Here is a 17,362-nt window from a genome sequence, read left to right as displayed (position 1 = left end):
GAGGGGGTATATCAATGAGACTTTAGCTACGACATAAAATGAGTAGCTAAATAATATAAGGAGTATTGGGACTATTCTTGCTTGTTATGAGTAAAAAGGCCTAACCAAAAAAGTAACTCAAAAGCCGCACCTGCAAATAATAATGCCATTACTTCGGTTGAAAAGCCGAGGGTATAACATATTAGAGCTGCGAACAGTAAAAAGCCCATTATTAACCAGCGCGTCGTATCAGTCATAAAATCCTCTTGTTAGTAATATATAAACTATAGAAGCTAAATGGCTAAAGGCCAAATGATATCAAAAGGCTCTAAAAGCGAACTAACAAAGATAAGCCTATATTCTTAGTGGTAATATCAGCGATTTCAGTTGCTTCATAATCAAGGGCTATTGCGATAACATCATTAAAGCCATAAGCCACCCCTATCCCGGTAATAAGTGAAGTGCCAGTCTTGGAGTCCTTCTCTAAAACTAGTTCTCCATCTTGAGTGGTTAAGAATGAAAATTCATTGTCCCAAGCTAGTATGCCTAGCTGGGCTTTGATGTATAAATTATCATTGATTGGGTAGGTACCAATAGCTCGAATATCACCAGCAAATGTTTTGAACGCACCGCTATATTTTACTGATGTAGTTGTTTTCCCATCAGTGCTTATTGTTTCTTCGCTAATACTAAAATTAGCCTCCCCAAAGGATATGATACCTGCTTCTACAGCAATATAACGGTTTAATTGATGTCCTAAATAACCTCTATAACCCATTTCAGAGGTTGTATCGTCATATGTCAAAGAGGGGAGTTCTGTCATATCAATATCAGGGATAAAATTAATATTGTCGTAGCTCGTATGCTGAGCATTAATGCCAATATAATTAAATTGGTTTTTATTGTAAGCGTGACTGGTAAGTGAAATAAATGCGAAAAATGCAGCTATAAAGGTTTTTAAGTTGCTCATCATTGTCCTTCTGATGTTATGACATTGATATCATTGTTATTTAGCAGTGCATACTACTTTATTTGGTTGTATTTTGGTACTTAAAGTAAAAGCATTGTTTTTATTGGTATGCTCTACATCTATTAACATTTACGATGTTGCAACAAACCGTACGGTTGGTTATTATTTGACTGAAAGTTGTAGAAAAGAGTTAATGTTATGAGTGATGCAGAGAAAACCCGTCAAAATATTCTAGCAGTTGCTGCGGATGAAATTCATCAACATGGATTTAAAGCCACCAGTTTGTCTGTCATTTTAGATCGTTGTGCTATCTCTAAAGGTGCTTTGTACTATCACTTTACTAGCAAGCTCGAACTCGGTTATGCGGTATTTGAAGAAGTTTATGTGCCTAGTTTTCTTGGTACTTGGCAACCTGCGTTAGCGCAAAAAGACCCAATTGAGGGGTTATGCGAATTTTTTACCGCAATGTGCAATGAAATGAATTGTAGTGAAGTAGTTTGTGGCTGCCCATTGAATAATTTATGTGAAGAAATGGCTAATGTTGATGAAGGTTTTCGCCTTAGAATTTTAACCATGCAAGAAAAGCTTAACCAGTTAATTGTTGAAAGTTTAACTAAGATTGAAGCATCACTTCGCCCTGAACTAGAATTAGATCAAGTTGCCTATTTTATTGTTTCAGCATTTCATGGCTCAATAACATTAAGTAAAAGTTCTAGAAATAAAGAATTATTTCAGAAGGTTACGTCTGAACTTTGTCGATACGTTCGTTCATTGAAGAAATAGATTTTCGCTAAAGTCCTTCCTTATCAAAATTAAACGCTATAATTCAGCTATGAGCTAGTGTTTTTCATTATAGTTTTTTCTTAAGTATTTTTTATAAATATATTCACAAACCAATCGGTCGGTGGTAATATCCATCTCAATCGCAAACCGACCGTTCGGTTTGTTGCTGTTGATACTACTTAGGAGCATAAAATATGCGTGTACTGCTTAACTTATTCACTGTTGTGCTATTGTCACTTTCACTTTTTTCTATAAAAGTGCAGTCTAGTGATAATATTCAGTTTGAAAGCTCGCCTTATTTAGAGTTGAAAAGTGTAGGTAATCAGTTGTTTAGTCGTATAGCTGCTAATCAAAAAGAGATAAAAAAATTCCCGTTATTAATGCGTGATATTGTTGAAGAGGAGCTCATGCCTTCAATTGATTATCGCTATGCCTCATATAAAATTCTCGGTAAACACCTTAAAAAAACGACGAAAGCGCAACGTGCAGAGTTTTCAGAAGCTATGCGTCGTTATCTTGTGAGAACTTATGCTACAGCGTTAACTAAATATAAAAATCAGCAAGTGATTTTTGAGGCAGATAAGCCTACAAAAGGTAAGAAGATTGTCTCAGTGAAAACACAAATTGTTGATTTGAATGCACCCACAATCGATGTGATTTTTAAAATGCGCCAAAACAAAAAAACAGGGCAATGGAAAGCGTTTGATATGGTAGTAGAGGGCATTTCTTTATTAAGTAGTAAAAAAGCAGAGCTCAGTAAAAAAATTGCCAAACAAGGTGTTGAACAAGTCACTTTAGAATTAGCGGTATTAACGAAATAGAAAGTAGTTGAGATAAATTACACCCATCATTTATCCAAGCTAAGTAATTGTTGTTCACTATTTATGGCTTTTCTTTATACTAGTATGTATCTCAACAATGAGTACGGAAGCACCGATGAAAAGCCAAAGAATACTTAGCGCAACACTACTTTTTAGCCTAATTAGCGTAAATAGCTTTGTTCAAGCTGAAGACAAAGAAGCAGCACTTCAAGATATGTCCGATCCATTAGCGGTGTATACACAAGCTGGCATCGGGGCAACCAACAAGGGTATCAATATAAAAATTGGTAAAAGCTACGATTCTGGTAAGCCGAACACAATGGCCATGAATATTGTTGAAGTAAAAGGATTTTTAGGGGACTCACTTGGCTGGGATAGTGCTGATTCGATTGACAACTCGGTCGATTCAATTCGTTTTCGCAACTTTAGTGCCGATATGACGAATGGTCGTGGTGGACAAATAGATTTTAATTACAGCTTTGATAAAAGCCATTTAGCGAATAAGTCAGGTGACCTTTGATATAGTATTATTCAAGCATTACCAAAATTTTGCACTATTGGGAATGTATGCAAAAATTGCGATAACTGATAAGGTTTGGCTCAATTACAATCCCTTCTGGCTCACTACGTTATCAGGTTCGAATATATATAAAGACCATGCATACGGCGCTGATAATTCGAACTTGCTCACTCATGAGTTTATTGTAAGTTATCAAATTAACCCAAGAATGAACGTTCGGTTGTTTGCCAATTGGAATGATGAGATTAATTTTAAAGACGGAGATCATCGCCTTGAAGTTAATTATCAGCTTTAATGTTGATGAGTAGGATTATTAGTTACCTTTCCCCTTTGTGGAAATAGGCATTGTTTTAGCTCTTACTTTTTTCATATGCTCTTTAAAGCTTTTATCAAATTTAGATTCCCCGCAGGCGAATGCAGAAGTAGTTGATTCTACAGGGCTACCAAGCATTTGCTCTCGCTCTATAATACAATAGCCGTCATCGTATTTCGTAATAGTGCCGCCACCAAAATTGCTGGTATTCTTCTCTTTTTCTTGCTGCGGAGTAAGCTTAACCTGCGAGTGAGGTACTGGAATTTGATCTGCGGTCATTTCTGAAGCTGAGCGAAAAACGTTACGTTCATCCATTTCTTTTTGCACCATATCTTTATTAATAGAGTCTCTCAGCTTTGAAAGCTGTCCGTAAGCAGAAAAACTTCGCTGTTTAGGTAATGGTGGTGCATCATTCTGGGTTGTCTGATTAGGTGTTACTTTTTCAGTATTAGTCGTTGGTTTTTCCGTCACAGGTGGTGTTTTTTCAACGATTGCTTTCTGGATATCTTTTTTCTGTTCTATCGGTTTCTGTATAGGTTTTGGTTGTTCTACGACAGGAGGCTTTACTGGTATAACGGGCTCGGGCTTAACTGTTATAGGCTTTTGATATAAGTAACTTTTGATGGTTTTTGCTTCTGGCAACGATTTCATAAAATTAGTTTTACTTAATGTTGTGTTTTTAGCGGCAAACCATAATGCGATAAGTAAAAGCATGTGACCCAGTACTGAGGCCATAAAAACAATGAATTGCTTTTTGTTGTACCGGTTTTTGGATGCTAATGGCGTGAGATTCAATCTGTTATTTTCAATCTCTAAGTTTGGCATGGTACCGATTAAGGTATCTTTTTGATTGAGAATCGCGGGCACGACATCATCTTCATTAGCCAATGATGAAGTGTTAAAAACGTTGAAATAACTATCTCCAGATAGTTCTGATTCGTGAACGTCTACTTGGATATCATCGATAGTTAATTCATGGCTATCGATAGGCAATTCTGGATAAATTCCTTTTTGCACATTTCCCTTAAGCTAAGAGCCGCTTGCGTTGTTTTATAGGTAGTGAATAGACAAGAGAAAGCACTTTTGGTTCCCGACAAAAGTGCTTGTTTGATGATTATCTGGCAATACTTTGTAAGACTTCAATATCGACCAAATTAATGACAGTCGCCTTAATTGTAGGCATGGTTTCGCTCACCATAATCAAGCCATCATCATTCATTTCTAAGTAGCCTTGCTCGCGCATACTGGCAATAATAGTTGCTTGCGCTTTTTTGTCGATAAATTCTGGAGCATTGATATTATTTAATACAGACAAACGTTTGGCGATTGCAACGACTTTTTCTTCGAGATCTCGGCGGCTTATAGGGGCTAAACGAGTACTTAAAGAAGTGATTATAGCTAGTCGTTGTAGACATTCATCAACGCACTCAGCTAATACATGCACACTTGTTAGCATGGCAGGATCTTCTGTTAAAGACCAAAAACCCGCTTTACTTTGTTTGGCAATACCATCGTTTTGTAGGCAGTTAACTACCTGTTTAGTTTGGCGTGCTATTTCTTCAGTATCTTGCCATAAAAATAGGTCATCCTTTAATACTGCAACAATACTTTGAACATTTTCAATAAGTTGACTTTCATTAATCTTATTGTGTTTTTCTAATAGTCGACATACTAGTGCCGGAACTACATAGGTGTGCAGAATATTATTACGGTAATAACGCATTTCTAAACTGGCTGTATCGGTGAGTGAAATAATGCTGCCGAAACTGTCTTCACTGACAACGACTTTTTTCAATGAAATTACATGGGCAACAATTTCTGCACCCGTTTCATCTGGAATAGTGAGCAAATCGCTATAAGGAGCGCAACGTTGTATGTTTAAGAAGAAATCAATTTGTGCTTCTAGCTCAGCTTTAGCTAATGCTTTGTTTTCACTGGCATGTAATATTAACGCAACTAAAGCCACGCCATTAATGGCTGCACTTTTGTTAATATTGGTCATAACATCATTGGCTAAGACATTCACAGTAGGTGTTAACCAGCTCGGTTTTTGCGGTTCAATAGGGTCAATGGCCTCTTTCCAGTCAGGAACATGCTCATTCAAGAATTCATTCACGTTCATTGGTTGGCCAAAGTTTACGTAGCCATTACCGTAGTTACGTAAATTTTTAATGGCTTTTAAAACCCCTAGAATTGACTCGTTTTTCTTTTGGCTACCACTGAGTTCTTTATGATAAGTACCTACTTCCATCACGTGTTCATAGCCTAAATATACCGGTACTAAGGTAAGTGGTCGATCTATGCCGCGCAGTAGGCTTTGAATGGTCATGGCGAGCATGCCTGTTTTAGGCTCTAACACGCGACCTGTTCTACTTCTGCCGCCCTCAGTGTAATATTTTACTGAGTAGCCTTTTTCAAATAATAAACCGAGGTATTCTCTAAAAATAGTAGAATATAAACGATTACCACCAAAACTACGGCGAATAAAGAATGCGCCACCTTTTCTAAATATTGGTCCAGCAGGCCAAAAGCTTAAGTTAATTCCCGCAGCAATGCGTGGCATCATGACACCTTCTTGTAAAATAACGTAAGAAAGTAATAAATAATCCATATGGCTTCTATGGCATGGCACGTAAATAATTTCGTGTCCATCTTGGGCCAATTCACGTAATACTTTGCCATTGCTCACTTTTATGTCGCTATATAAGCGACCCCATAACCAATGTAAAATGCGTTCGCCTAACCGGATCCATGAAAAACTATAATCGCCAGCAATCTCATCCATTATTTTCTGGGCTTGTTTTTTAACTTTCTCTTCTGTTATTTTTTTACTTTTTGCTTCGTCGGCAATAATACGCTTTACCGATGGGTTGGCAAAAAGCGCAGTAAACATTTGTTGTCGGTGTACAAGGCGAGGGCCACGCACGGCGATATCTTGGCGATAAAAATGAAAACGAGCAACACGAAGTAATTTTCGTGCAGCTTTTTGGTCGTTGCCATGGTTGTCTGAAATATCTCTAAATGAGAGCGCTTCGCTAAAGCGTACTAATGAATCTCGGCCTAAGAAAAGTACAATAAAGAACTTACGTAACCAACTTGGCGATTCTTGATCGGCTATTAGTGTACCTACAGTGGCATTATTCTTTTCTTTACTTGGCATTCTGCCCCAAATGAGGTTGGCAGGAATTAATTGTGCATCCAGTTTTTCATCTAAGGCATGTTGACTTAGTAAGTCTAACCCTTGGTTCAGTGCAGCAGTATGACGTTTTTTCCCCCAAGGAAATAAAGGCGTGGGCTTGGCTAAACATAAGGTACGAGCGAATGATTTGCCATTGATTTCTACTTTGTCTAGTGGATCTGGCAAGTTCTGTTGCTTACAGGCACTTTGTAGTGCCAGTAAGTCACTGGCTGATTGATGGCGAACAACATAAAAGATTGGTTGCCCAGCTTTATCAGCAGGTACTTTGGTATCTGCAACTATTTTGCAGCGTACTAATAAACGTACAGGAAGTTTTAGTAATAAATAAAAGAATGAACGTAAAGCCAGCATAAGAATTTGCTCGGTGTTATCCAGAAATAATATCAAAGGGCGAATTTTAGCACTAATAAGTAAAATTGTCTTGGCTTAGCATCAAAGAAGTAGCAAACTGAATGAAGTCGCTAATACCCGTAATAAAGGATGATTTTTGAAAAAGATAGCTATCTTTGTAGATGTACAAAATATTTACTACACCACGCGTGATACATTTCAGCGACAATTTAATTATCGACTTTTTTGGCAGGAAGTCATGGCGCAAGGTGATATTGTTGTAGCCAATGCGTATGCAATTGCACGCAGTGACGATCAACAACATAAATTTCAAAAAGCCCTTAAACATATAGGCTTTGATATAAAGCTTAAACCTTTCATTCAACGTAGCGATGGCTCTGCAAAGGGCGATTGGGACGTCGGTATAACGATTGATGTATTAGAAGTAGCTCCCGATGTCGATACTGTAATTTTATTATCAGGTGACGGTGATTTTGATTTGCTTTTGGCAAAAGTTAAAGACAAATATCAAGTGAAAACTCATGTTTATGGCGTTGAAAATTTAACGGCGAACACATTAATTAATGTTGCTGATAAATTTCATCCCATTAATCAATCTTTATTATTGTAAGTAACATTTTACATTGAATATGACAAAGCTATTTTTAAGCTTTGTTTAGTTGCTTGCCGTCGGTTTTTCAATTAATGCTTGCTGAGTACATTGATGCTTTTTATATAAATAAGCTGTGATTGCTAAAGCAATGATAAATAATCCTGCACTGGCATACATTTCATTTTGAGCACCCAGCCTTATGCCACTGCCTGCTAATGCAAAGATCGCCATTTGCGGGATAAAGCCAATAAATGATGCGCTGACGTAAGATTTCATCGATACATTACTCACTCCCGCAACAATGTTGGTGAGAAAATTACTACCCAAGGGAAGTAAACGAATTACGATTGTTTTTAAAAAGGTATCGTCACCTAAAAAAGCAGAGAGTTTAGCCAGTTTATCAGGATATTTTGCTTTAATTTTATCGCTAAACAAGTAACGCGCAACGCTAAAGGTAATGCAACAACCAATTGCTGCGGCGAGCGTTGCAACAAAAGCGCCTAATACCGCACCTAAGTTTATACCGGCAACAAGTGCTGCAATTTGTCGTGGTAATGCGCAACTAGTAGCAATGGCTAAGAAAGTTAATAGTGTGAGTGCTTGGATATACTGACTTTCGCCTTGCTGCCACTGTAATGTGTCGACTAATGAAATGGTCATTGCAGTTAAGTCAATTTCAGGAGATGAGGCTATGTAGTATACGAGGCTAATAAAGCAGCCAATCACTCCTAAAATTAGCATGAATGTTGTTAGTGTGAATTTTACTTTTCTATGACTCATTAATTAAATTTTTTAACAACTTAGCTTTCGCTTGGCTAAATTCATCAGGGCTTAAAAAGCCTTGCTGTTGTAGCGTTACTAATTTCTCTATTGCATTGACTAACTCAGTGTCAACGGTAGCAGAACTAGCGTCAGAATTTTTTTCGTTGCTTATTTTTACTTGCTGGATAACGGGAGATGCAGGCATTTTATCTTGCTCATCTGCGCTTGTCGAATTCGAGGCCTCATTTGAGTCGGCATGTGTTGCAGGTCTTATGGCAGCAGCCTGCTTATGTAATGGTGTTGCATCGTGAGTTTTATGTTGGGAAAGCGCAATTTCTGCATCAGTTATTGTTGGTCTTTTATTTCGCGAACCTGTTTCACTTGCCGCAATTTCTTTTGAAATAAGCCAACACCAATCCATGAGCTCATCAATGACTTGAAAATAACTCTTTTTGGTAATGCGATCATTGCCTTTTCGTAAATATAAACACACGGTGTAATGTTCGTCTTCAACATCAATAAGGTAAACACTGATACGCCTTACTCTTTCATCAATCATCTTTTCAGTATGTTCTTTTTTGAATATGTCGCGTATTTCGGCTTCATCTGCATTTGATAAGCCTTTTGGAGGTATGCGGCTAATATTAGCAATGCAATCATCACCTAAAAACACTTGGCAAGTATTGATATTAACTAGTGCTATAGATTTTTCACTGACTTTTTGATGGCGCTTGAATAGCTGTAAATATTGTTTGTTATTATCTAAAGCCATTTTGGCAAATTGTCTATGAACTAATGCTTTGGCTGAATGTTTTTTTAATATGACATTTTTATAGTAGAACCAAGCTGCACTACCAAGGAGTATTAGCAAGAGGAAAAATAACAGTGCTCCGTTATCATCTGATGATTGTTGCTCTGTAGTACTGACATTATGCTGCATCAACTGATAAAAATGACCATTGCTATGATTAATCATAGCAATTTCATCTTGGCTATTGGTGATTAAAGAGACGGTATCATCCACAGAAGCTTGGTGAGCTATTTTCCACTCAAGTTTAGGCTCAATTGAAAGGTCTGTTGAAATACCGGAAGCAGGGTTGGGTAGCGAAGTTACTTGCCAGTTGTCAGCCCCTTGAAGTAAGAGTAGTAACTTACTTCGAAGACCGGGGGCGTTTCGTCCTTGATATATCATGACATGATTAATGCGCTTTTTTGGATCATTATAGATAACCGATTTAGGTGTGCGAGTTCGCCAGTCTTCACCACCCTTTGCTAAAGATAACCATTGTGTTTGAAGAGTCGCTTTATCAGTAAATTTTTGTGGCTGATAAAGGTGTGAAATGAGTAGTTTTTCAGTGTTTTTATCAGGCCAAACAATTTGTTTAATGTGCTGAGCGCCAAGAAGAAAAATTGCATCGTGAATGGAGCTATTACTGATGAAAGGATTATTAGTTGGGATATTAAAATTTTGCATGCCAAACTTTGTCGGGTTAACCCTCAATACAACACCTGAATATAAAGAACTTGGTTCGGTTAATTTGGCTGCATTTAACGCGATGTACATTAAACCAAAATTATCATTCCATGATTTTATAAATGGGTTAAAGCTTAATTGGCTTATACCTTGATGCGTCTTTGGAATATTAATACGCAGAATTTCACGTTGGCTGCTTACATTCACTTGCTCTAAATTGGAGAAATTAAGTTGCCACTCGGTAATTACCGCGTCTTTTTCATAAGTAATCTTGGTGTTTTTTTCTTGTAGACGTTTCGTTTTGCTAAGCTTATTGGCACTTTCTACATGGGCAGTGAAGAATGTAGCGAAGCCCGCTTGCTCTTTAAGAGCGAAGTTTGGATGCAAAGTAAAGGCGGTTAGCATTTTTGCTTGGTTTATTGAAGCGCTAAGGTTTTGAATATTATTAATATCGAGCAATAACTTAGGAGCTAAACCATTGCTGTTTGCTTTATAGGTAAGCAATTGGTTTTGTTTAGTTCGAATAAAGAAAATGTCGTTACTAGTGGGGTGGCTTATCACTTGCAACCATTGTCCATTTGAGTTGCTTTGGCTAAATTGGAGTAGTGAAAAGTCGCTGTCTTGAGCGTTTGCAGGTGTGATTAAAAAGATCAAAAGCGCGACACAGAGCTTTACCAATCTATAGGGTAATAAAATACTGGCAACCTTGTGTGTGATTTCTACATTCATGTTATTTAGTCATCCGTCTCTAAATAATAGGATTAGCCTATCAGTACATAGTATAGAGAAAAAGTTAAATATTAAATAAGTGTAGCTTGTTCACTTCAATAAATTGTAATTTGTTACTCGAGTAACTTAGTTTTCCTTCAACCATAAGCTGTTGATTAAGCTGAGCATGCTCAGCAAAGTACTGTGCTTGCTTGCCCCAAGCATGAATAGGACGCTCAACTTTTATCGTCAACCAATCCTGTTTTTCTGGAGAATAAATTCGTTGGTCTATGGCAATATTGGCAGAGCAAAAGACTTTATTGTGCTCTGTTAGCATTTGTTGAGGATGTGTGAGTAACGTGGCACTGCAATGAATTTGGTTAATTGACTCAGTGAAACCTTTTTTGAAACCTTGAACGAAATTAGCGTGTACTATCGGTGGGTGTTCACCATGCTCAGACTTGGCTTTCATATTATTTAAGTATCCATGAATTAAAATAATATCGCCCTTGTTGGCATGTAAAAGTGCTTGCTCAACAAGTTGCCCCTCAACTTTAACATGATGAAAGCTCGTCCATTCTTTAAACTGATTAGTCTTTTTATCTAGCCATTTGCTGTGTGTTGCTAAAGTAATTTCAGTAACAGCGACAACAGGGTTGGTTCGATAGCGAATATCGGGCTTTGCCACCAAATTGCCTAGTAAAGTTACCGAGCACATTTGCGGAGAAGCTGCAGGAATATTTTGCACAGATTGTCTCCTTTAATCACTAGCTAGGGGAATGTATGTCATTATCTCTTTCCTATAGATAAGCTGCAAGTCTTTATTCTTTAACCAAAAAAAGATAGAGTATACACAAATTGTTACATTTACCCACCTAAATTACTCAAGGAAGAAAAATGTCCAAAATTAAAATGCTAATGTTTATATGTATTACCTTTAGCATAGCAAATGTCGCTAACTCCTATGCCGTTACAGTGGAGGATTTGTCTCGCCATGGTGAATATCATAATGTGAAAATTTCACCTGATGGTAAACATTTAGCAGCACTTGTAACTAAAGATGGTGTCAGAAGTCTAGTATTTTTAGAAACGGATACTTATAAAGTGACTTATGCATTGAACGCTAATAGTAAAAGCCAAGCAGGTTCATATTATTGGGCAAACAACGAGCGTGTTGTTATTCAGATTCAACAACTTAAGGGGGCGTTTGAATTACCTTATGATTATGGTGAGATTTATGCCATTAATTACGATGGTTCAAAGAAACGTATGATCTTTGGCTATCGTGCTGAAGGTTCGTCTTTAACGTCGAGCAAAAGTAACTCAAACTCCGGCTCATCATTCTATTACGGTCGATTAATTGATACCTTAGAAAATGAACCTAAGTATGTACTAGTTCAAAAACAAAAATTTAATAGAACCTCTGGCTCATTAGCTCGAGCAATTAAGCTAAATATCTATAATGGCAAGGAAAAGGAGGTTAAAACTGCACCGATGAGTTATAGCTATTTCCTTGTTGATAGCAAAGGGCAACCGCGATTTTCTACCGGTATAGATAAGCAAGGTAAAACCAATTTATTTTATTCTCAGGGCAAGGATGATAACTGGAAAAAATTTGATAAGAGCTTTTCAGGCAAGTTTTCCCCGATTTCATTCGCCGATGATGACAACAGTATTTATGCATTTAAAAGTGAAGATGGAGAACCAAAAGGTCTATTTCGCTATAACTTAAAAAACCAAGAAGAAACGTTGTTATTCCAGAGTAAGATGGCAGATCCAACTTACGCAATGAAAACTGATTTAAATACAGTTTATGGTGTAAGAGTAGATGAGGATTATCCCGAATATGTTTATTTAGACGAAAGTTTACGTGATGCACAATTTCATAAAGCATTATTTCAATACTTTAAGGGCGATAAAGTTTCTATAACAAGTAAAACAGATAATGGTGAAAAGCTAATTATTCATGTTAGTAGCGATAGGAATCCTGGTACATTTTATTTGTTTAATACCAAAACCATGAAAAATAAGCTTTTATTTAACACATCCCCGTGGATTAAAGCTAAAGATATGGCAGCAACTGAACCGTTTCGTATAAAAACCAAAGACGGCTTAATTCTCAATGGCTTTGTTACCATGCCAAAAGGAAAGTCAGAAAAACTACCGACGGTATTGCTACCTCATGGTGGTCCACACGCAAGAGATTATTGGGGATATGATTCACAAGTTCAGCTGTTAGCAAATGCAGGCTATGCAGTTGTACAAGTGAATTTTAGAGGCTCATCAGGTTATGGGGATAAATTTGAAGAAGCCGGCTATGGTAATTGGGGGACTAAAATACAAGATGATATTACGCTAGCAGCTAAATATGTTATTCAACAAGGTATTGCCGATAAAGATAGAATGTGCATTTTTGGTACGAGTTTTGGTGGTTATAGTGCTTTACAAAGTGCCATTAAAAATCCTGACTTATATAAGTGCGCTATTGGTTATGCGGGCGTTTATGATTTACCAATGTTATATGCGGAAGGAGATATTAGGCATCTAAAGTGGGGTGACTCCTATTTAGATAAGACACTGGGAACTGATGTAACAGCTCAAAAATTACAATCTCCAGTGAACCATGTTGATAAACTTAAAGCGGCAGTATTTATTATTCATGGTGAAGAAGATGAACGCGCACCTATTGAACATGCAGAAAAATTAAAAGAGTCTTTAGAGGCAAATAACTATCCATTTGAATGGTTAGTGAAAGACAAAGAAGGTCATGGCTTTTATAATGAAGATAATATTTTAGAAGTTAATCAGAAGATATTATCCTTTTTGGATGATCATATAGGAAGTTAATGACTCAACCTTCATTAGAGCATATCGCTGTTGCTTACTTAGATTCTGTTGATAGTGAGCAGGCTAAGAAAATTGCCAAAAAGTGGCAATTTTCTTATATCGGAGATGCGGCTGCGGCGGCTAAGCAGCCACAATTATCGTATTTGCTGCAAGTTAACCATGGTGTGCTTGAGTTACGAAAATTAGATGAACCTAAGCTAGGAGCTATTAAAGTTGATTTAGTGGAGGGGGCGTCTGCTCATAGGCGTAAATTTGGTGGTGGTCGTGGCCAAGATATTGCGAAAGCGGTTGGGTTAAAGCATGGTTTTACACCCCATGTGCTAGATGCAACCGCTGGGTTAGGGCGTGATGCTTTTGTTTTGGCGAGCTTAGGCTGTCAATTAACCTTAATGGAACGTATGCCTGTAGTTGCCGCTTTACTTGATGATGGTGTTGAACGTGCAAAATTGAATCATGAGATTGTTGATATTGCAGAAAATATGAAGTTAATTCATGCCTCTTCGATTGATGATATGTCGTTAGCGAACCAACCTGATGTTGTCTATTTAGATCCTATGTACCCACATCGTGAAAAATCAGCTGCGGTTAAAAAAGAAATGCGAATCTTTCAGTCTTTAGTAGGGGAAGATTTAGATGCCGATGCATTACTTGCGCCTGCACTAGCACTAGCAAAATATCGTGTTGTGGTAAAACGGCCTAATTATGCACCACCTATAGCAGATAAAAAACCAACCATGAGTATTAAAATGAAGAAGAACCGTTTTGATGTTTATGTTAATCAGGCTATTCCTAAGGTTTGATTACGTTTGATTTTTGTTGATTCTGCATGTTAATGATGACTTTATACGTATCTAGCATATTAACACTTATACCAATTTTCACTTAAACACTAACTATTTCGGAGCAATATAATGATTCAACAACACGATGACATGCCAAAGGGAGAACTACAGCAATTACTTAATGGTGAAATGGTCACTCATCAAACGAGTGAATTGTTTGCGAATAAGAAAGTGGTTTTATTTGCTGTTCCTGGAGCATTTACGCCAACCTGTTCAGCTGCACATTTACCCGGCTATGTTGTATCAGTGGATGAACTGAAAGCTAAGGGAGTTGATGAGATCATCTGTCTTTCAGTCAATGATGCTTTTGTTATGCAAGCTTGGGGAGAATCTCAAAATGCTGAAAATATTATGATGCTTGCTGATGGTGATGGTAGCTACACAAAAACGCTAGGTTTATCGATGGATACTGGTGGTTTTGGAGGGATTAGATCTCAGCGTTACGCAATGATAATTGACAACGGCATCGTGACCAGTTTACACGTTGAAGCAGCAAAATCTTTTGAGGTGAGTAAGGCTGAAGTTATTCTCGATAACCTTTAATGGTGGTAGTTAAGGTACAAATAACAATGCTTCTCAGTTACTTAGAAAATAAATATTGATACAATTTTTTTCTTGTATCAAGGTAATTATCAGGGCAAGATCCTGTCATATTCTTATATCGAGGCGATGTTATGCTAAAAGCAGAAATGGTTGAAAAGTTAAATCAGCAACTTAACTTAGAATTTTACTCTTCAAATTTATATCTTCAAATGAGTGCTTGGTGTGAAGAGCATGGTTTTTCAGGCGCTGCAGAATTTTTACGCCAACATGCGATTGAAGAAATGGCACATATGAATCGCCTATTCACTTATGTTAGTGAAACAGGCGCTTTACCAATTATTGGCGCCATTGAAGCGCCACCACATGAATTTACCTCTCTTGGTCAGTTATTTGAATTAACTTATGAACATGAGTGTTTGATAACTCGTCAAATTAACGAGTTAGCGCACCATGCCTTTACTAATCAAGATTACTCTACCTTTAACTTTTTACAGTGGTATGTTTCTGAACAACATGAAGAAGAAACACTCTTTAAAGGCATTTTAGATAAAATTAATTTAGTGGGTAACGATGGCCATGCGCTATTCTTTGTTGATAAAGATTTAGCTGAGATGGCAAAGGGCGAAAACACCAGTATTATGACAGAGTCTGTTTAGTACGATTAGTTCTAAAAATTTATAACGTATTAAAAATATTAGCTTTCCTAAGGTAGTACCTTAGGAAAGCTTTTTTATTTCTACTGCATAGCTTTTACAGTTTAATTGTTAGTTGCCAAATACAATATAACCCTTACCTCGTACCGTTTTGATACATTCATCTCCTGACGCGTTAGCAATTTTCTTTCGTATATTGAGTATATGACTGTTGATGCTTTTATCGCATCGCTTCAGGCTTTTTTGAAAGACTGCGTTGGCAATATCTTCTCTAGTTACAATACAGCCTGCATTCATCATAATGACTTTCAGTAAGTTGAATTCTAAGCCTGTTAAGGGAATTGCTTGGTTATGAAAATAAGCTGACCGTGTTGCAACATTCATATGTAGCTGATTAACACGATATATATTCTCTTGTTTAATGGATATCGCCTCCATGATTAGTTTACCTGTGGAGTGATTTGGTCGATTAACGTGCTTTTATAGCCAGTTGTTGATTCCGTGCTATTTTCGATAATGAGGAATTGTTCGCGACTCTCTTCATTAAGTGTTAATTCAAAAGTATTTAAGATGATTCGACTGTCATTTTCTTCACCAATGACGAACACTTGGTAGGTGTTATTCAATAGGGTAATCGGGCTGGTTTTTTTGTAGTGTATCGTTCGGTAGTATAAGGCAGTATCAATAGTTTCATTACTGCGAACAAAATATACAGTTACTTGGTCAAACTCATCAGATTGCACTAAATTAACAGACTCTATTTCATGATCATAAATAGTTTCGTTTAAACTGTTATCTACTACTAAAGAAAATAAGTTCACTTCAATTTCATCGATAATTCCGTCACCATTTTCATCTACATTACCGTCACCATCTGAGTCTACGTATTCTTCTTCTGCATAAAAGAACACTGTCTTATTGCTATTCTCTGTCAATGAAAGTAAGTGATTACTTAATAAAGGGGTGCTAGTTGCAACACTGCTAAGATCTAGGCTGTAGTCTCCACTGGCTACGATAAGGTCGTTACTCATTTCACCATAAGGTAAAAAAGCAATTTCAGGTGAGTTATCTACCCCATTGATGAATAAAGACATATCGCCTTGATAGTTATCTAATTGTTCATGGGGAGCGACAGCATTGTAGGTTTTAAAGCTGGCTTCGGCATCGGCATCCGTATATTCCGTTACAGTAGAGTTTGAGACTTTGTCGAGTATATAGGGAGATGAGCCTGCCCCTTTATTTTCTCTAACCACCATGATGTATTGAGAGCTGTAGGCAAATGAAATGCTGTTAGTCTCAAAGAGTACTTCATTGCTACCTGACTCAGTGATATAAAAAATGTAATCACTTTGTTCAAATTTATGGTTGTCGGATAATGCTTGATAGCTAAAATCGCCGACAAATTGTGCTTCATTAAAGGTTTCATCATCTTTAGATAAATAAAAATCAATGCCAGTATGGCTAGAGTGCATGTTCAAAACACGTAAATTGAATAACTCTTCAGTATCATCATTATCGTCATCAATAAGTGGCATGCTATAGGTCATTATTTGCGGCGATAAAATGCTATCGCTTAGTACTATCATTTCAATAGAGTCGTTGGAAATGGTTAACTCACTTTCATGCAATACTGATAAATTATCGGAGGCCGTGCTGTCATCATCTTGCCAAGCTAGTTGATAAGAATAAGTCCCTGAATCTATTTCGTAGTTACTGTTGGCTTGAGCAAAAGGCACGCCAGAGTAGCTGTGCTCAAAATGGTCATCATCAGTGCTGTTTAGATCTTCATCAACAGTTAAGTAGATACTGGGGGCATTTGACGATGCGTTGTACAGTTTTACATAACCTGTACCGCTGTCATCACTACTAGAGCCACAAGCAAGTAAGGTAAATGTTGATATGAGAGTGAGGCTATTTTGCAGAAGTTTTTTGAATGTTCTTTTATTCATTGTTGTTCCATATATTGATAAAGGATGCTTGAAAAGCAGAGTTATATCAGCAATAG

At 37.2% G+C, this 17,362-nt stretch carries 17 protein-coding genes; 8 read left to right on the top strand and 9 right to left on the bottom strand.

Features of this window, described 5'->3' with window-relative positions:
* Nucleotides 1-71: 71 nt before the first annotated feature.
* Together EPA86_RS18200 and EPA86_RS08490 are read right to left on the bottom strand one after the other, a co-directional pair.
* Entirely contained in the window at nucleotides 72-236 is a 165-nt protein-coding gene (locus tag EPA86_RS18200; RefSeq protein WP_170309604.1) for a hypothetical protein, read from the bottom strand.
* A 71-nt stretch (nucleotides 237-307) separates the two neighbouring features.
* Entirely contained in the window at nucleotides 308-949 is a 642-nt protein-coding gene (locus EPA86_RS08490; protein ID WP_170309603.1) for an outer membrane beta-barrel protein, read from the bottom strand.
* Nucleotides 950-1,147: 198 nt separating this feature from the next.
* On the opposite strand from EPA86_RS08490, the gene EPA86_RS08485 reads away from it, so the two are divergent.
* The 3 genes from EPA86_RS08485 to EPA86_RS18350 all read left to right on the top strand — a co-directional run bounded on the left by EPA86_RS08485 (nucleotide 1,148) and on the right by EPA86_RS18350 (nucleotide 3,073).
* Entirely contained in the window at nucleotides 1,148-1,732 is a 585-nt protein-coding gene (locus EPA86_RS08485) for a TetR/AcrR family transcriptional regulator (protein WP_140603005.1), read from the top strand.
* 194 nt (nucleotides 1,733-1,926) lie between these two features.
* Entirely contained in the window at nucleotides 1,927-2,553 is a 627-nt protein-coding gene (locus EPA86_RS08480; RefSeq protein WP_140603004.1) for an MlaC/ttg2D family ABC transporter substrate-binding protein, read from the top strand.
* A gap of 115 nt (nucleotides 2,554-2,668) precedes the next feature.
* A complete protein-coding gene (locus EPA86_RS18350; RefSeq protein WP_246058317.1) occupies nucleotides 2,669-3,073 on the top strand; it encodes a hypothetical protein in 405 nt (134 codons plus the stop codon).
* Between the two features lie 313 nt (nucleotides 3,074-3,386).
* Here the strand turns inward: EPA86_RS18350 and EPA86_RS08470 are convergent, their stop codons facing one another.
* A complete protein-coding gene (locus EPA86_RS08470; RefSeq protein ID WP_140603003.1) occupies nucleotides 3,387-4,403 on the bottom strand; it encodes a hypothetical protein in 1,017 nt (338 codons plus the stop codon).
* A gap of 97 nt (nucleotides 4,404-4,500) precedes the next feature.
* Entirely contained in the window at nucleotides 4,501-6,936 is a 2,436-nt protein-coding gene (gene plsB, locus EPA86_RS08465) for a glycerol-3-phosphate 1-O-acyltransferase PlsB (protein WP_140603002.1), read from the bottom strand.
* A gap of 136 nt (nucleotides 6,937-7,072) precedes the next feature.
* Between plsB and EPA86_RS08460 the strand changes: the two genes are divergently transcribed.
* The gene (locus tag EPA86_RS08460) at nucleotides 7,073-7,546 is read left to right on the top strand and encodes an NYN domain-containing protein (RefSeq protein WP_140603001.1); all 474 of its coding nucleotides are present in this window, start codon (nucleotides 7,073-7,075) and stop codon (nucleotides 7,544-7,546) included.
* Nucleotides 7,547-7,591: 45 nt separating this feature from the next.
* Here EPA86_RS08460 and EPA86_RS08455 read toward each other — a convergent pair whose 3' ends face one another.
* From EPA86_RS08455 to EPA86_RS08445, 3 genes are all read right to left on the bottom strand, one after another.
* Entirely contained in the window at nucleotides 7,592-8,269 is a 678-nt protein-coding gene (locus EPA86_RS08455) for a TVP38/TMEM64 family protein (protein WP_246058316.1), read from the bottom strand.
* Between the two features lie 28 nt (nucleotides 8,270-8,297).
* Nucleotides 8,298-10,493, bottom strand: coding sequence for a hypothetical protein (locus EPA86_RS08450; RefSeq protein ID WP_140602999.1), 2,196 nt, complete (start codon nucleotides 10,491-10,493; stop codon nucleotides 8,298-8,300).
* A 64-nt stretch (nucleotides 10,494-10,557) separates the two neighbouring features.
* Nucleotides 10,558-11,220, bottom strand: coding sequence for a single-stranded DNA-binding protein (locus EPA86_RS08445; protein WP_246058315.1), 663 nt, complete (start codon nucleotides 11,218-11,220; stop codon nucleotides 10,558-10,560).
* A gap of 149 nt (nucleotides 11,221-11,369) precedes the next feature.
* On the opposite strand from EPA86_RS08445, the gene EPA86_RS08440 reads away from it, so the two are divergent.
* The 4 genes from EPA86_RS08440 to ftnA all read left to right on the top strand — a co-directional run bounded on the left by EPA86_RS08440 (nucleotide 11,370) and on the right by ftnA (nucleotide 15,360).
* Nucleotides 11,370-13,319, top strand: a complete 1,950-nt coding sequence (locus EPA86_RS08440) for an alpha/beta hydrolase family protein (RefSeq protein WP_140602998.1) — start codon at nucleotides 11,370-11,372, stop codon at nucleotides 13,317-13,319.
* Nucleotides 13,319-14,119, top strand: a complete 801-nt coding sequence (locus EPA86_RS08435) for a class I SAM-dependent methyltransferase (protein WP_140602997.1) — start codon at nucleotides 13,319-13,321, stop codon at nucleotides 14,117-14,119. The genes EPA86_RS08440 and EPA86_RS08435 overlap by 1 nt, the downstream gene beginning before the upstream one ends.
* A gap of 111 nt (nucleotides 14,120-14,230) precedes the next feature.
* A complete protein-coding gene (locus EPA86_RS08430) occupies nucleotides 14,231-14,704 on the top strand; it encodes a peroxiredoxin (protein ID WP_140602996.1) in 474 nt (157 codons plus the stop codon).
* 131 nt (nucleotides 14,705-14,835) lie between these two features.
* Entirely contained in the window at nucleotides 14,836-15,360 is a 525-nt protein-coding gene (ftnA, locus tag EPA86_RS08425) for a non-heme ferritin (RefSeq protein ID WP_140602995.1), read from the top strand.
* Between the two features lie 108 nt (nucleotides 15,361-15,468).
* On the opposite strand, the gene EPA86_RS08420 is transcribed toward ftnA, so the two are convergent.
* Both EPA86_RS08420 and EPA86_RS08415 read right to left on the bottom strand, forming a co-directional pair.
* Nucleotides 15,469-15,795, bottom strand: coding sequence for a winged helix-turn-helix domain-containing protein (locus tag EPA86_RS08420; protein ID WP_140602994.1), 327 nt, complete (start codon nucleotides 15,793-15,795; stop codon nucleotides 15,469-15,471).
* A gap of 2 nt (nucleotides 15,796-15,797) precedes the next feature.
* Complete coding sequence (locus EPA86_RS08415) at nucleotides 15,798-17,306, bottom strand: hypothetical protein (protein ID WP_140602993.1); 1,509 nt, start codon at nucleotides 17,304-17,306, stop codon at nucleotides 15,798-15,800.
* Nucleotides 17,307-17,362: the final 56 nt, after the last annotated feature.

This window comes from Litorilituus lipolyticus, from assembly GCF_006439335.1.
Lineage (GTDB): Bacteria > Pseudomonadota > Gammaproteobacteria > Enterobacterales > Alteromonadaceae > Colwellia > Colwellia lipolytica.
The sequence above is the reverse complement of the archived record's forward strand: the minus strand, read 5'-3'. Positions and strand labels throughout refer to the sequence as shown.

Coding starts and splice junctions, on each gene's coding strand:
- EPA86_RS08435 (WP_140602997.1), top strand. CDS start 13,319: ATGACTCAACCTTCATTAGAGCATATCGCTGTTGCTTACTTAGATTCT.
- EPA86_RS08440 (WP_140602998.1), top strand. CDS start 11,370: ATGTCCAAAATTAAAATGCTAATGTTTATATGTATTACCTTTAGCATA.
- EPA86_RS08490 (WP_170309603.1), bottom strand. CDS start 949: ATGAGCAACTTAAAAACCTTTATAGCTGCATTTTTCGCATTTATTTCA.
- EPA86_RS18350 (WP_246058317.1), top strand. CDS start 2,669: ATGAAAAGCCAAAGAATACTTAGCGCAACACTACTTTTTAGCCTAATT.
- EPA86_RS08430 (WP_140602996.1), top strand. CDS start 14,231: ATGATTCAACAACACGATGACATGCCAAAGGGAGAACTACAGCAATTA.
- EPA86_RS08450 (WP_140602999.1), bottom strand. CDS start 10,493: ATGAATGTAGAAATCACACACAAGGTTGCCAGTATTTTATTACCCTAT.
- EPA86_RS08420 (WP_140602994.1), bottom strand. CDS start 15,795: ATGGAGGCGATATCCATTAAACAAGAGAATATATATCGTGTTAATCAG.
- EPA86_RS18200 (WP_170309604.1), bottom strand. CDS start 236: ATGACTGATACGACGCGCTGGTTAATAATGGGCTTTTTACTGTTCGCA.
- EPA86_RS08480 (WP_140603004.1), top strand. CDS start 1,927: ATGCGTGTACTGCTTAACTTATTCACTGTTGTGCTATTGTCACTTTCA.
- EPA86_RS08485 (WP_140603005.1), top strand. CDS start 1,148: ATGAGTGATGCAGAGAAAACCCGTCAAAATATTCTAGCAGTTGCTGCG.
- ftnA (WP_140602995.1), top strand. CDS start 14,836: ATGCTAAAAGCAGAAATGGTTGAAAAGTTAAATCAGCAACTTAACTTA.
- EPA86_RS08415 (WP_140602993.1), bottom strand. CDS start 17,306: ATGAATAAAAGAACATTCAAAAAACTTCTGCAAAATAGCCTCACTCTC.
- EPA86_RS08455 (WP_246058316.1), bottom strand. CDS start 8,269: ATGCTAATTTTAGGAGTGATTGGCTGCTTTATTAGCCTCGTATACTAC.
- plsB (WP_140603002.1), bottom strand. CDS start 6,936: ATGCTGGCTTTACGTTCATTCTTTTATTTATTACTAAAACTTCCTGTA.